The sequence below is a fragment of the Actinoplanes oblitus genome (assembly GCF_030252345.1).
GTDB lineage: Bacteria > Actinomycetota > Actinomycetes > Mycobacteriales > Micromonosporaceae > Actinoplanes > Actinoplanes oblitus.
Map to the genome: position 1 here is coordinate 8,837,279 of NZ_CP126980.1, position 14,146 is coordinate 8,851,424.

General features: G+C 72.8%; 14 protein-coding genes. 9 read left to right on the forward strand and 5 right to left on the reverse strand.

Annotation, left to right across the window (positions count from 1 at the left end; genetic code table 11):
- Position 1 precedes the first annotated feature (1 nt).
- The 6 genes from rsgA (at position 2) to Actob_RS39230 (ending at position 5,557) form a co-directional block, all read left to right on the forward strand.
- Positions 2–1,072: a ribosome small subunit-dependent GTPase A gene (gene rsgA, locus Actob_RS39205; RefSeq protein ID WP_284922484.1), complete on the forward strand. Its 1,071-nt coding sequence runs from the start codon at positions 2–4 to the stop codon at positions 1,070–1,072.
- A gap of 33 nt (positions 1,073–1,105) precedes the next feature.
- Positions 1,106–1,906, forward strand: a complete 801-nt coding sequence (hisN, locus tag Actob_RS39210; protein WP_284917025.1) for a histidinol-phosphatase — start codon at positions 1,106–1,108, stop codon at positions 1,904–1,906.
- Positions 1,907–2,051: 145 nt separating this feature from the next.
- A complete protein-coding gene (locus tag Actob_RS39215; protein ID WP_284917026.1) occupies positions 2,052–2,771 on the forward strand; it encodes an ATP-binding protein in 720 nt (239 codons plus the stop codon).
- Between the two features lie 44 nt (positions 2,772–2,815).
- Positions 2,816–3,373, forward strand: a complete 558-nt coding sequence (locus Actob_RS39220; RefSeq protein ID WP_284917027.1) for a DUF5709 domain-containing protein — start codon at positions 2,816–2,818, stop codon at positions 3,371–3,373.
- A gap of 115 nt (positions 3,374–3,488) precedes the next feature.
- Positions 3,489–4,211 carry a carbohydrate-binding protein gene (locus Actob_RS39225; RefSeq protein ID WP_284917028.1) on the forward strand — a complete coding sequence of 241 codons (723 nt, stop codon included), beginning with the start codon at positions 3,489–3,491 and terminating at the stop codon, positions 4,209–4,211.
- 107 nt (positions 4,212–4,318) lie between these two features.
- Positions 4,319–5,557: a family 16 glycosylhydrolase gene (locus Actob_RS39230; RefSeq protein WP_284917029.1), complete on the forward strand. Its 1,239-nt coding sequence runs from the start codon at positions 4,319–4,321 to the stop codon at positions 5,555–5,557.
- Positions 5,558–5,739: 182 nt separating this feature from the next.
- Here the strand turns inward: Actob_RS39230 and Actob_RS39235 are convergent, their stop codons facing one another.
- Positions 5,740–6,990 carry a chitosanase gene (locus Actob_RS39235; RefSeq protein ID WP_284917030.1) on the reverse strand — a complete coding sequence of 417 codons (1,251 nt, stop codon included), beginning with the start codon at positions 6,988–6,990 and terminating at the stop codon, positions 5,740–5,742.
- Between the two features lie 67 nt (positions 6,991–7,057).
- The gene (locus tag Actob_RS39240) at positions 7,058–7,315 is read right to left on the reverse strand and encodes a hypothetical protein (RefSeq protein WP_284917031.1); all 258 of its coding nucleotides are present in this window, start codon (positions 7,313–7,315) and stop codon (positions 7,058–7,060) included.
- Between the two features lie 92 nt (positions 7,316–7,407).
- Between Actob_RS39240 and malQ the strand changes: the two genes are divergently transcribed.
- Both malQ and Actob_RS39250 read left to right on the forward strand, forming a co-directional pair.
- Positions 7,408–9,318 (forward strand): 4-alpha-glucanotransferase, encoded by a 1,911-nt coding sequence (gene malQ / locus Actob_RS39245; protein ID WP_284917032.1) that lies wholly within the window; start codon positions 7,408–7,410, stop codon positions 9,316–9,318.
- Positions 9,315–9,494, forward strand: a complete 180-nt coding sequence (locus Actob_RS39250; RefSeq protein WP_284917033.1) for an antitoxin — start codon at positions 9,315–9,317, stop codon at positions 9,492–9,494. Before malQ ends, Actob_RS39250 begins: the two co-directional genes overlap by 4 nt.
- A gap of 273 nt (positions 9,495–9,767) precedes the next feature.
- On the opposite strand, the gene Actob_RS39255 is transcribed toward Actob_RS39250, so the two are convergent.
- The 3 genes from Actob_RS39255 to Actob_RS39265 form a co-directional block, all read right to left on the reverse strand.
- On the reverse strand, positions 9,768–10,142 hold the full coding sequence (locus tag Actob_RS39255) for a hypothetical protein (RefSeq protein ID WP_284917034.1): 375 nt from the start codon (positions 10,140–10,142) through the stop codon (positions 9,768–9,770).
- Positions 10,143–10,227: 85 nt separating this feature from the next.
- Positions 10,228–11,475, reverse strand: coding sequence for a DUF1501 domain-containing protein (locus Actob_RS39260; RefSeq protein WP_284917035.1), 1,248 nt, complete (start codon positions 11,473–11,475; stop codon positions 10,228–10,230).
- A 5-nt stretch (positions 11,476–11,480) separates the two neighbouring features.
- On the reverse strand, positions 11,481–13,082 hold the full coding sequence (locus Actob_RS39265; RefSeq protein ID WP_284917036.1) for a DUF1800 domain-containing protein: 1,602 nt from the start codon (positions 13,080–13,082) through the stop codon (positions 11,481–11,483).
- Between the two features lie 82 nt (positions 13,083–13,164).
- Between Actob_RS39265 and Actob_RS39270 the strand changes: the two genes are divergently transcribed.
- Positions 13,165–14,016 (forward strand): spermidine synthase, encoded by an 852-nt coding sequence (locus Actob_RS39270; protein WP_284917037.1) that lies wholly within the window; start codon positions 13,165–13,167, stop codon positions 14,014–14,016.
- Positions 14,017–14,146: the final 130 nt, after the last annotated feature.

Genomic DNA, 14,146 nt, shown 5'->3' on the forward strand with positions numbered 1-14,146 from the left:
TCTGCCAGGGCGCAAGCGGGAGTACGACGAGGACGACGTCCGGGTCCGGCCGGGGCGGTCGTCCCGGCCGCGCACCCGGACACGGCCGAAGCACGACGACGCCATCGACGCGCTGGTGATCACCGTCGACCGCGGGCGGTACGGATGCGTCCGCGAGGACGATCCCGACGTCGAGGTGATCACCGCGATGCGGGCCCGGGAGCTGGGCCGCAAGTCGGTGGTGGTGGGCGACCGGGTGGCGCTGGTCGGTGACGTGTCCGGGGACGCCGGGTCGCTGGCCCGGATCGTCCGGATCGGCGAGCGCACCTCGGTGCTGCGCCGCACCGCCGACGACGACGACACCACGCCCGAGGGCCGGCTGGAGCGGGTGGTGGTGGCCAACGCCGACCAGCTGGTGATCGTCAGCGCGCTGTCCGACCCGCCGCCGCGCACCGGTTTCATCGACCGCTGCCTGGTCGCGGCGTACGACGCCGGCATCGAGCCGCTGCTCTGCCTGACCAAAGCCGACCTGGCCGGCCCCGAGCAGGTGCTCGACTACTACGCCGAGCTGGACCTGCCGCACGTGCTGATCCGCCCGGGCAGCGACCTGGCCGACCTGCGCGAGCGGCTGGCCGGCCGGATCTCGGTGCTGGTCGGCCACTCCGGGGTGGGCAAGTCGACGCTGGTCAACCGCCTGGTGCCGGACGCGCTGCGGGCGGTCGGCGCGGTCAGCGCGGTGGGCAAGGGACGGCACACCTCGACCAGCGCTGTGGCGCTGCGGCTGCCGCTCGTCGGGAAAGCCCGCAAGGACCCCGGCTGGATCATCGACACTCCGGGCATCCGGAGCTTCGGGCTGGCGCACGTCAGCGCGGAGAGCCTGCTGCACGGCTTCCCGGACCTGGTCGAGGGCACCCTCGAGGACCAGCCGAACTGCGGGCACACCGCCGCCGACGCCGGCTGCACGCTGGACGCCTGGGTGGCGGAGGGCAAGGCCGATCGGCGGCGGCTGGAGTCGTACCGCAGGCTGTTGTCCTCGCGGGCCGGCGAGCCGGACGCGCGTGATCAACAGGCGGACAGCGGACCCAGCGCCTGACTCGCGACAGCGAGCCGTCAGTACAGTTTTCGCATGGCCGGATATGCCGACGATCTCGCTCTCGCCCACACGCTCGCCGACTCGGCCGACGCCATCGCGATGGCCCGGTTCCGCTCGCTGGACCTGAAGGTCGAGGCCAAGCCCGACCTGACGCCGGTGTCCGACGCGGACACCGCGGTGGAGAGGGCGATCCGCGCCACCCTGGCCCGCGCCCGGCCGCGCGACAGCGTGCTGGGCGAGGAGTTCGGCAGGTCCGAGGCGGCGGCCGGGCCGGGCACCCGGCACTGGGTGATCGACCCGATCGACGGCACCAAGAACTACGTGCGCGGCGTGCCGATCTGGGCCACCCTGATCGCGCTGATGGAGGGTGACACCCCGGTGGTCGGGCTGGTCTCCGCCCCGGCGCTGGGCCGGCGCTGGTGGGCCGGGCGCGGCCTGGGCGCGTTCGCCGGCAAGCACCAGCACGCGGCGACCCGGATCGAGGTCTCCCGCGTGCGCCACCTCGCCGACGCGAGCTTCTGTTACGCCAGCCTGAACGGCTGGCAGGACAACGGCCGCCTGCCGCAGATGCTGGACATCCTGCTCGGCACCTGGCGCAGCCGGGCCTACGGCGACTTCTACGGCTACATGCTGATGGCCGAGGGCGCGCTGGACGCGATGGTCGAGCCGGAGCTGTCGCTGTGGGACATGGCGGCGCTGATCCCGATCATCACCGAGGCCGGCGGCAAGGTGACCGACCTGGACGGCCGGACCTGTGCCGACAAGTCCTCGGTGATCGCGACCAACGGCCTGCTGCACGAGAGCGTGCTGACCGCCCTCACCCCCCGGGGCTGATCCCCGGCCCGGACGCCGCATGGGAGCACCCATACGGGGTACTCCCCATACCTAGCCGCTAGGGGCATTTGCCCGGTTCGGCGAGAGCCGGCCCATCGCTCGCCGGCGTGCGGGACGGCGAGGCGTTATGCACAATGGAGCGATCATGCCGAGCGAGGTTCGTCACCTGGTGGACCGCGGCCAGAGTTTTCCCCTGGTCCGGCTGACCGGGGTGCTCGACGCGGAGAGCGCCGGGCCGGTCCGTTCCACCCTTCTCGACGTGCTGGCCGGTCAGCCCGAGGCGGTGGTGGTCGACGTCGGCGGGCTGCGCGTTCCCCGGCACGAGACGCTGTCCGTGCTGCGTGAGGTGCGCGACGCGACCCGGGACTGGCCGGCCACCCGGCTCGCGCTCTGCTGCGCCGAGGACGGCAACGGCACGGCCTGGGAGTCCACCGGCTGGCCGATCTGGCCGGACCGGGACGGCGCGTTCGCCTCGCTGGGCCGGCCCGACGCCGGTCGCCGGGTCAGCCTGGATCTGGAGCCGGTGGTCGGCGCGGCCCGGCGCGCCCGGGAGCTGATCACCGAGACGTGCCTGCGCTGGGAGCTGTCCGAGGTGGCCGGCGACGCGTGCATCGTGGCCACCGAGATGGTCAACAACGTGGTGGCGCACGCCCGCACCCCGATGTCGGTGCTGCTGGCCCGGCACGGCGAGACGGTGAGCGTGGCGGTGCGGGACGGATCGCCGGTGCTGCCCCGGTTCACCGGGCCGGTGGCGCCCACCGCGTACGGCGGTCGTGGCCTGCTGCTGATCGATGCGGTGGCGGCCCGCTGGGGCCGGCTGGCGCTGTCCGGCGGCAAGGTCGTCTGGGCACATCTGAACCCTTGACGGATCACGGTATGACCAGCCCGGCACGTGGGTAAACGACGCACATGCGAGACAACGACTACCCCACCGAGGTGACCGATCCGGAGGCCTCCGGCCTGCCGGACACCGCCGACGACGACTCCACCGCCTACGACGAGGTGGACAGCGGCCGCTGGAGCGACGGCCCGGACCCGGCCGCGCTGGCCGGGGTCGGCCCGGGCGGTTCCAACCGGTTCGGCGACACCGCGGAGGAGGCCCGCCAGGGCGAGGGGCTCGACCGGCGGCTGCGCCAGGAGGAGCCGGACTTCGGCGCGGAGGACCAGGCCGCGGCGCGCCGCGATCCGATCGACGAGACTGTCGACGACCCCGAGCGGGAGCGGTTCGACAGGGACGTGTGGGGTGACAGCCCCACCTCCGACCCTGACTCGCCGGTCTCGCTCTACGACGACGGCCAGCTCGACGAGGACAGTCCGGGCCGGGTCGGCCGGCTGGTCGCGCCGGACGCCGGCGCCGGCGTCGACGACGAGCCGGACAGCGTGGCGTGGGACGCCGGTGCGGCCGGCGGCGGCGCGAGCGCCGAGGAACTCGCCATGCACGAGACCCGGGCCCCGGACTACGACTGAGGGTTCCGGTCGCGGGCCCGCGCGTAAGGGATCTATAAAGACTGCGCCACGACCTTGCCCGCACCGCCCGGCTCTGTGCAGAGTCGGTGCGGCGGAATCGAGGCGGGGGTGGGCGATGGGGTACGGCGCACGGTGGCTGCGGTCGTTGCTGGTGGTCGCGGTCGCCGCCGCCGGACTGACCGTGTCCGGCGTCGCGCGCGCCGAGACGGTCAGCAGGACGGTGTTCAGCGACGGGTTCGACGGCCCCCGGGGCACCGGCGTGGACACCGCCAAGTGGGCCGGTGACACCGGCGGCCCGTGGCTGGACGGCGACGGGCACCTGGTGCTGGGCTCGTGGCTGTCCAGCACGACGACGTTCACCCAGGCCGGCGGGCACGCCTCGGCGCGGATCCGGGCCGGCCGGACGGACGGCCCCTGGGCCACTTTCGGCATCCTCGGCGATCGCGGGCAGTTCCTCTCCGGCTCGGTCGAGACGCTGGGCGGCGACGAGGCCGGCGACTACGACTTCCACACCTACGCGATCGACTGGACGCGCACGTCGTTCGTCTGGTCGGTGGACGGCAGGCAGGTGCTGCGGCTGACCCCGGACGTCGCGGGCCAGCCGTTCCGGCTCGCGCTCAACCTGGGCGGCGGCGGACAGTACTCGAGCGGGATCCTGGTCGACTCGGTGAGCGTCACGGTCCCGACCGTGGTGGCCAAGCCGTGGAAGAAGTACACCACCTATCAGGTCGGCGACCACGTCTCCTATCGCGGGGCGACGTACCGGGTGAAAGCCGTGCACACCGCGCTGCCGGGCTGGCAGCCGGGCCGGGTGCCGGCCCTCTTCGAAAAACTCTGAGCGAATCTCCGTTATCCGGGGTTCCGGAACCCGTCTCCATTGACCAGTGACAGTCGCTCTCTAAAGACTGTTTGGAGTAACGGCATCCTCTCCCCGGAGGTCCCCCCATGCGCAAGTCCCGATTTCTCCTGGCGGCGGCCGTCGTCGTCCTGACCCTGGGCGCCGGTCTGACCGTCGCCTCCCGCGGCGACCGGGCCGAAGCGGCAGTCGTCTGGAACGAGGATTTCAACGGCGCGGCCGGCACCGGCGTCGACACGTCCAAGTGGAACTTCGACACCGGCGGCAGCGGCTTCGGCAACCAGGAGCTGCAGTACTACACCAGCGGCACGAACAACGTCGCCATGGACGGCCAGGGTCACCTGGTCATCACCGCGCGCAAGGGCAGCGGTGGGCACACCGACTGCTGGAACGGCACCTGCCAGTTCACCTCCGGCCGGATCCAGACCGCCGGCAAGTTCACCCAGCAGTACGGCCACGTCGAGGCCCGGATCCAGGTACCGAACGGCTCCGGCCTGTGGCCCGCGTTCTGGATGCTCGGCGGCGGCAACTGGCCGACCGACGGCGAGATCGACATCATGGAGGTCGTCGGCCGGGACCCCAACCGGCTGTTCGGCACGCTGCACGGCCCGGGCTACTCCGGCGGCAACTCCTACGGCGGCCAGCTCGTCGCCGGCTCGCCGTGGTACCAGGCCTTCCACAACTACGCGGTGGACTGGTCGCCGAACCTGATCGTCTGGACCGTCGACGGCCAGGAGTACTTCCGGGCCACCCCGGCCTCGCTGAAGGCCGCCAAGGGCAACGTGAACTGGGTCTACGAGCACCCGTTCTTCATCATCCTGAACCTGGCCGTCGGCGGTAACTTCGGTCAGGGCAACCCGGCGGGCCTGCCCGCCGAGAGCAAGATGCTGATCGACTACGTGCACGTCAACACCTCGACCGGCAGCACCACCCCGCCGCCGTCCACCGGGAACGCGCTCAAGAGCAACCTGAACGGCCGCTGCGTCGACATCCCCGGGGCGAACCCGGTCGACGGCGCCCGGCTGCAGATGTGGGACTGCAACGGCACCGCCGCGCAGAGCTGGAGCTTCAACGGCGACGGCACCCTGCGGGCGATGGGCAAGTGCATGGACCCGGCCGGCGGCGCGCTGACCAACGGCACGCCGATCCAGCTGGTCACCTGCAACGGCAACCCGGTCCAGCGGTTCACCCTGTCCGGCGCCGGCGACCTGGTCAACGTCTCGGCGAACCGGTGCGTCGACATCAAGGACAACAACGCCGCGAACGGCGCCCAGCTGCAGCTCTGGGATTGCGCCGGCACGGCCAACCAGAAGTGGAGCAGAGCCTGATGGCCTCGCTCCGCTCGGCGGGGATTGCGCCCCTTTGAGGCGATGTCGAGGACACCGAGAACGACCACGCTTCGCTAGCCGTTTTCGGCACCCTCCACATCGACGGGAGCCATCCGGTCCGTTCAGCGACGTCTGACGGTTTGGGTATGCCGGGAGTGCTCCGGGCGTACCCAAATCGGGTTTTAATGCTTGATGGTGTATTTGTCGCCGTAGACGTGCCAGGTCAGCGGCGCCACCAGGTCGAGGTTGCTCCCGCGCAGGAAGACGCGCTGGGCGGTGTCCACCCGGGTGGTGTCGCTGTGCGCCGCCTCGCGCCGCATCTCGGCGTCCCGCGCGTCCAGGAAGGCGCCCAGGTACGCGATCTCGTCCCCGCCCTGGGACGGCGTCTCGCGCACCCGGACCGCCCGCTCGCGGATCGCCCGCAGCCCGGAGACGCCGTGCATCACCGCCGCGTCGTAGTACGCGAACTGGCCCAGCGCCCGCAGCCCGTCGGCCTGCGCGAGCCGGACCGCCGGCGCGAAGTACATCCGGTCCCGGGCGTCCTGCTGCGCCCTCTGGAAGACCGGGTCCTTCGCGGCGGCCCGCCAGGCGGCCACGAAGCCCGGGTCGAGTCCCCGGTGCGAGTCGGTGCCGTCCACCGTCCGCAGCGCCGGCAGGTAACCGGCCAGCCGGTTCGAGGGTGACCGGCGGGTGTAGTCGGTGATCAGGTCGAGCATGTCGCCGGTGCCGGAGCAGAACCCGACGATCCCGGCGGTGTAGCCCCGCCCGTCGCCCAGGTCCTCGATGTAGTCGAACTCGCCACGCCAGTTCAGCGTCGAGTTCTCCGCGCTGGAGACCAGCTCGAACGCGGTCTCCCGCTTGCCGCTCACGGTCAGCCCGGCCGCCACCGCGGGGATCGCGGCGCTCGGCGCGGCGCCCGACTCGGGCACCCGGGCCGCCGGACCCGGACCGTACGCCCGCACGTCCCACAGCGAGTACCCGCCCGGCGTCGCCCGCTGGGTGGCCAGCACCCGGAGGTACCGCCCGTGGCCGCCGAGCGCGCGCAGGTCGTCCACCCCGCCGTTGCCGGCCGCGGTCCGGTACGCGTCGGTCCAGGTCGCCCCGTCGTCGGAGAGCTGCACCCGGTACCCCTTGGCGTACGCCGACGCCCAGTGCAGCCGCACCCGGCTCACCTGCTGCGCCGCGCCCAGGTCGATCCGCAGCCACTGGGTGCCCGGCCCGGCGCCGCTGGCCCACCGGGTGCCGGTGGCACCGTCCACCGCCGCCGAGGCCGTCCAGGCCACGCTCAGCGTCGACGAGGCGAGCGCCGGGCGGCCCCGGCTGAGCAGCACGTCGGCCGACGCGTTGGCGGCCACCGAGATCGCCGGCGGGACGCCGAGCAGCACGGCGATCCCGCCACCGAGCGCCATCGATCGCCTGCTACCCGTTCGCATCATCCCAAGCTAGGCAGGCGACCGCCGGCACCGCTCGGGATTGCCGGAAATCAACACCGGGGCGCGTTCAGCGCCGCCGCTTGCGGCTGCGGGAGATCAGCAGCACCACCAGGACCACCGCCGCCACCACGAACAGGCAGCACAGCCCGCCGACGAAGAAGAAGCCGAAACCGCCGCGGCTCCGGGTGCGGCGCCTGGCCGCCTCGATCATCACGTCGTCCACCCCGTTGCTCGCCGCCCAGGCGTGCGCCGGCACCACCAGGGCCAGCACCGCGCCGGTCAGCGCCGCGGTCAGCCGGGACCACCACTTCACCACGTCAGCCATGTGCCCCATGCTGGCCGATGGAAGCAACGAACGCACCCGGAGTAACACCGATCAACCCGGGTAATGATCCGGCACCGACGGGAGGGGTACGCATGGATGCGCGGCTGGAAGCCCTGGCCACCGCACACGGGGTGGCCACCTGGTACGAGAACTACCAGCGCCGGCGTACCGAGGTGTCCCCGGAGTCGGTGATCGGCGTGCTGGGGCTGCTCGGCGTGGACGCCACCGGCGGGCCGGCCGAGCCACCGGCCCCCGCCCCGGACCAGCCCGGGACCATCGTGCTGCGCGAGGGACAGAGCCGTGACCTGCCCGCCCCGGCCGAGCTGACGCTGGAGGACGGCACCACCCGTACGGTCGCCAGGCTGGAGAATCTGCCGCTGGGCTGGCACCGGCTCGGCGACGCCACCACCGTGGTCGTGGTGCCGGTGGAGCTGCCGAAAGCGCCGGTGACCTGGGGCTGGATGCTGCAGCTCTACGCCCTGCACTCGGCCGAGTCGTGGGGCATCGGCGACCTCGGCGACCTGCGGACCTTCGTGGCCGGGTGCGGGGACGCCGGGCTGGTGCTGCTCAACCCGCTGCACGCGATCACGCCGGTGCCGCCGGTCCCGGCCTCGCCGTACTCACCGTCCAGCCGGCGCTTCGCCAACCCGATCTACCTGCGGATCTCCGACACTGTGGAGTATCAGCGCGCGGACGAGTCGGTACGCCGCCGGGTCGACGCGCTCAAGCCGGCGACCGGGGAACTGATCGACTACACGGCGGTCTGGTCCGCCAAGCTGGCCGCCCTCGAACTGCTGTGGCCGCTCGCCGAGCCGGTCGACCTGGCGGCCGACCCGGGCCTGACCGACTTCGCCAGGTTCTGCGCGCTGGCCGAGATCCACGGACCGGACTGGCAGAAGTGGCCCGCCGAGCTGCGCCACCCGGACTCCCCGCGGGTCCGGGAGTTCCGCAGCGACCGGATCGCCTTCCACGTCTGGATCCAGCGCCTGGTCGAGCGCCAGCTGGAGCAGGCCCGGGAGGCGGCCGCCGGGATGCCGGTCGGCATCGTGCACGACCTCGCGGTCGGCATCGACCCGTCCGGCGCCGACGGCTGGCTGCTGCAGGACTCGCTCGCGCCGGGCGTCTCGGCGGGCGCCCCGCCGGACGCGTTCAACCAGCTCGGCCAGGACTGGGGACTGGCCGCCTGGCGCCCGGACCGGCTGATCGCCACCGGGTACGCGGCCTACCGCGACATGCTGCGCCGGATCTTCCGGCACGCCGGCGGCCTGCGGGTGGACCACGTCGCCGGACTGTGGCGGCTCTGGTGGGTGCCGCCGGGCATGGGCCCGGCCGAGGGCACCTATGTGCACTACGACCCGGAGGCGATGCTCGGCATCCTGGCCCTGGAGGCGCGGCGGGCCGGCGCCGTGGTGATCGGCGAGGACCTGGGCACCGTGCTGCCGGAGATGACCGAGACCCTGGAACGCATGAACATGCTCGGCTCGTCGGTGCTGTGGTTCGTCCGGGACTGGGACACCGGCGAGTTCCGCCCCGCCGCCGACTACCGCCGCAACGCGCTGGCCAGCATCTCCACCCACGACCTGCCGACCGCCGCCGGCTTTTTGGCCGGCGAGCAGGTCGAGGTACGCGCCGAGCTGGGCCAGCTGGCCGGCACGGTGGAGGAGGAGCGGGCCACCTGGCAGGCGGACAAGGCGGCGCTGCTGGCGCTGCTGCGCGCCGAGGGACTGCTCGACTCCGAGCGGACCGAGGACGTCGTCGTGGCGATGCACGAGTTCCTGGCCCGCACCCCGTGCCGGCTGGTCACCGCCTCGCTGTACGACGTGCTGCTGGAGAAGCGCCAGCCGAACCTGCCGGGCACCTTCGACGAGTACCCGAACTGGCGGATCCCGCTCGGTCCCGACCTGGCCGGCATTCTCGATGACCCGCTGTTCCGCAAGGTTGCCGGAATTCTGGGTAAGCGGAACAGCGAAGTGGACGAACCAGCGAAGGGATCCGCACGATGAGCTTCCTCGACAAGGCCAAGGACTTCGCCGACGAGCACGACAAGCAGGTGGACCAGGGCCTGGAGAAGGCCGGCGAGCAGGTGGACCAGCGCACCGGCAACAAGTACTCCGACCAGGTCGACCGTGGTGTCGACGAGGCGCAGAAGCGGACCGGGGCCGGCGACACCCAGCCCTGAGCGGCGGTTCGCGGGCCGGGCGGTCGTCACCACGCGGCCCGGCCCGTCCGGTCAGCCCCCGGCTGGGCGTGACGGTGGTATCCGGGGTGCTGACACCACCACCAGCGCCAGCCCGAGGTCGCGGCTGGGCGTGACGGTGGTATCCGGGGTGCTGACACCACCGCGAGCACCAGCCCGAGGTCGCGGCTGGGCGAGACGGTGGTATCCGGGGTGCTGACACCACCACCAGCGCCAGCCCGAGATTCCGGCTGGGCGGGACGGTGGCATCCTCGTTCAGACGTTGAGCGGCTCCGGCGGCGGGTCGTCGTCGAGGGCGTACAGCATCGGATGCAGCGGCAGGTACGTGTCCGGCTGACGGCACGACGCCGGCGGCAGCAGCGACGACCGGTGCTCCGGGTGCTCGTGGCAGTGCCGCATCGCCCGCAGGATCGCGTCCGGGTGGTGCCGACCGCCGCCGTACTCGCCGCAGCTCTCGCAGTCCCACCGCCAGAACGGCAGGCCCTCCTCCGAGGTGTGCCGGCGGATCCGCAGCGGCGGCCCGGCGCGATGCCGGGCCGCGTTCAGGATCGCCGGCATCTCCCGGGCCGGCGGTGGGCCGGGCGGGCGGCGCTGCCCCCCGATGAGCTCGGCCAACACGTTGCTGGTCACCGTCACCTCCGTACGTCGGATGTCGGTGACAGTGTGAAACAGCGGCCTTGCGCTCGATGTGGGTTTTGTGAAATAACGACCGGTTCTAGCGAGCGGTGACCAGGCCGAGCGCGGACGCCGCGACGCCCGGGAAGACGGTTGCCAGGTCACCGACCCCGCACCGGGCGCGCAGGATCTCGCCGATCACCGCGCGGTAGTCGGTGGTCACCGCCAGGTCACCGTCCCGCAGCTGGCCGGCGGCCAGCCCGGGCCAGCTCCCGTAGACCTGACCGCCGCGCACCCCGCCACCGAGCACGAACATCGCGTTGCCGTACCCGTGGTCGAGCCCGCCCGACCCGTTCTGGGTCACCCGCCTGCCGAACTCGCTGATCGTGATCAGGGTCACCCGGCGCAGCCCGTCGGTCCCGAGGTCGGTGGCGAACGCGGCGATCGCGGCGGCCAGCTTGGCCAGCTGGTCGTGCATCCGCCGGCCGGGCGCCGCGATGCCCAGGTTCTCGTGCATGTCCCAGTCGCCGGAGTCGACGGTGGCGGTCATCAGGCGCGAGTCCGCCTTGATCAGCCGGGCCACGTCGCGCAACGCCCGGCCCAGCTCGGTGTCCGGGTAGACGGCGCCACCGGCCGGGGTGTAGCCGGCCGCCCGCAGCGCCCGCCCCCGGTCGAGCGCGCCGGTCAGCTGCCCGGCGGTCCGGGCCAGCGCCGGTGGCGCGTCCCGGTACAGCGCCGCCATCGTGGCCGCCACCGGCTTCGCCGCGTCGTCCCCGGTCAGCGCGAGCCCGTCGATCGAGGTGAGGCTCAGGCTGGGCGCCGGGCCGGCGAGCACCCGGGCCGGCCGGGCGGTGCCCATCGCTATCGCGTCGAACGGGTCGTTCGCGCCGAACGAGCCGAGCATCCGGCTCAGCCAGCCGGTGCGCAGCGAGGTGCCGGGCGCGGCCCGTTCCAGCTCCTCCATCGCGGAGAAGTGCGACCGGTTCGGGGCCGGCTGCCCGACCGCGTGCACCGCGGCCAGCCGGCCGGACGTCCAGTACGGCAGCAACGGCGCCAGCGCCGGGTGCAGCCCGAAGAACGTCCCGCCGCCGATCAGCTGCGACTTCGGCACCGCGATCGTCGGCCGGGCGGCGTAGTAGGCCGGGTCACCGGCGGGCACCACGGCGGACAGCCCGTCGAACCCGCCGCGCAGCGAGAGCAGGACCAGCACGTCGCCGTCGTAGGCCGGGTCGGCCGCGTACGCGAGCCTGGTGTCGAGCAGCGAGCCGGCCAGCCCGGCGAGCGCACCCGCCCTCAGCACCGACCGTCGGGACAGCCGGTTGTCGTCGCAGCAGGTCACCGCTCGCATGGTCCTCATCTCAGCGCGAAGTTCGGCGAATTCAGCAGCATCGCCATCAGGTACGGGTAGGTCCAGCCAACCGCGGGATCGTTGGACTTCAGTTGCGACGCCGGTGTCTTGCCGTAGAAAGCGGCCAGCGCCGCCGTCTGGGCCGGTCCGAGCCGGACCCCGAGCAGCCGCTCGGCGGTCGCGTCGATCAGCGCGCCGTAGCCGGCCGGCCGGCCGCCGATCATCCCGGTCAGCAGGTCAGCCGGCCTGACCAGGTCGGCCGGCCAGGTCCCGGCGGCGATCGACAGGTGGAAGTTCCACCGGACCAGCAGCCCGGACGGCGACGCCCAGGCGGCGGCCACGTCCGGATAGCCGTTCGGCGGCCCCCAGTTCATCGGCGCCTGCCCGGCGTTGCGGGCCATCCAGTAGAGGCTCTCGAAGGTCTTGGTCCCGCTGGGCGGCGGGCCGTAGCCGAGGATCCGGACGGTGGCCGCCAGGTCCTCCAGCGGCGTCCGGGTCTTGGCGCCGGCCGAGGCGGCGAACTCCACCGAGGTGAACAGCGCGCGCAGCACCGGGACGATCGCCGACCGGTTGTCCAGGTAGACCTTGACCAGCTTGGTGACCAGGCCGGCCGGCGGCTCGTCGGCGACGAACCGGACGCACAGCTTGGTGGCGATCCGGCGGGCTGTCGACGGGTGCAGGGCCAGGTGGTCGAGCAGGGCCAGGGCGGCCGCCTCGCCACCGGTGGTGGTCGCGTTGTCGTGGGTGAAGCCGAGGATCCGGACCGGGCCGGTCACGTGGTTGGCCGCGTCGTACCGGTACGCCCCCGTCGCGTTGTCCACGGTCAGCCCGGTGAGCAGCTTCGCCGCGTCCTTGACGTCGGACTCGGTGTACTCCAGCCCGACCGTGTGCAGCTCCAGCAGCTCCCGGCCGTAGTTCTCGTTGGGCGCCAGCCGGGTGGAGAACCGGTTGTCCAGGTAGGTGAGCATCGCCGGGTGCCGGGCCGAGGCCTTGAGCAGGCCGGCGAAGGTGCCCAGGGCGTGCTCGCGGATCACCGTGCGGTCGTAGTCGGTACGGCTGTCCCAGACGTCGCCGAACGGGCAGGTCACGTTGAGGTGGTTGGCCCAGAAGTCGACCATCACCTCGGCGAGCTGCCGCTCGCTCCAGATCGCCCGGGCCGCTGCGGCGAAGCTGAGCTGCCACATCGGGGTCCAGTCGTACTGTTTGAGCTGGCCGGCGGCCACCCGGGCGCGGATCTCGGCGATGCTCAGGCCGCTCAGCGGCAGACGGGCGAGCAACTCGTCGGCCACCGGGTCGGCGATCGAGGCCGGGTTCAGCTGCCGGTCCAGCCAGGCGTCGGCGCCCAGCCGGCGGATCTCGGCGATCGAGGCCGGGCTGGGGCCGTAGGTGGCCCGGCGCAGCAGGTGCAGCAGCGGGTCGGCGGGCAGCAGGCCGGCCGCCGGGTCGGTCGCCGGCTCCTCGACGAACTCGACGCCGGGCTCGACAGCGGGGTGGAACTTGGTGTCGGCGCGGGCGGGCGTTCCGGTGGCGAGCACGGCGGCGGCACCGGCCGCGGCCGCGCCGCCGATCGCGGTCCGCCGGCTCAGGGTCTGCTCGAATACCGTCACGGGGAAGAGGTCGGAAGTTTCCCGCGCCACCATCGGCTTCCCGCCGCGGTGCTACCGATTCGCTCCCGGCGACAATGGTCGGATGGCACAGCGCAGGGCGTCACGACGACGGGTGGAGACGGTCGCCTCGGGCGTCGCCGAACTGGTTCCGGACCCGGACCGGGACACCGCCTTCACGCTGCTGCTGGACGGCGCCCCGCAGTCACACGTGGATCTGGCCGACCCGACATACCTGCAGTTCGAGTACGTCCGGCGGATCGCCGCCGCGATCGACCTGGTGGCCCCGGCCGGCCGGCCGCTGCGCACGCTGCACCTGGGCGGTGGTGCGCTGACCCTGCCGCGCTACCTGGCGGCCACCCGGCCCGGCTCGGCGCAGCGGGTGGTGGAGATCGACGGTCCGCTGGTCGAGCTGGTCCGCCGGGAGCTCCCACTTCCGGAGCGGGCGAACATCCGGGTCCGGGTGGGCGACGCGCGCGAGGCCGTGACCGGCATGCGCGACGCCGGGTACGACGTGGTCGTGCTGGACGTCTTCGCCGGCGCCCGCACCCCGGCGCACCTGGCCTCCGTCGAGTTCGCCGCGCAGGTGGCCCGGGTGCTGGCCCCGGACGGCTGGCTGGTCGCCAACGTCGCCGACGGCCCGCCGCTGCGGCACGCCCGCGCCCAGGTCGCCACGATCCGCGCGGTGCTGCCCGAGGCCTGCCTGGTCGCCGACGCCGCCGTGCTGCGCGGCCGGCGGTTCGGCAACGTGGTGGTGCTCGCCGGGCGGACCCCGCCGCCGGTGGCCGAGCTGACCCGGCGGGCGGCCGGCGACTGGTTCCCGGGACGGGTAGAGACGGACCTCGATCGGTTCGCGGCCGGCGCGACCCCCGTGCCGGATGTCTCCGCGGTGGCCTCCCCGCTGCCACCGGCTACCCTTTTCGGTAACCGAAAGTAGTGGTTTAATCGGCCGAAGGTGCATCGGTAATCACTGTCCGGTGTCATTTTCGGAAGTCCCGGTGTGATTCACGTCGGGTCACTGGCGACCCCTGGTAGGAGAAGGCTGTAATCGTTTCGGCCGCGTTTAC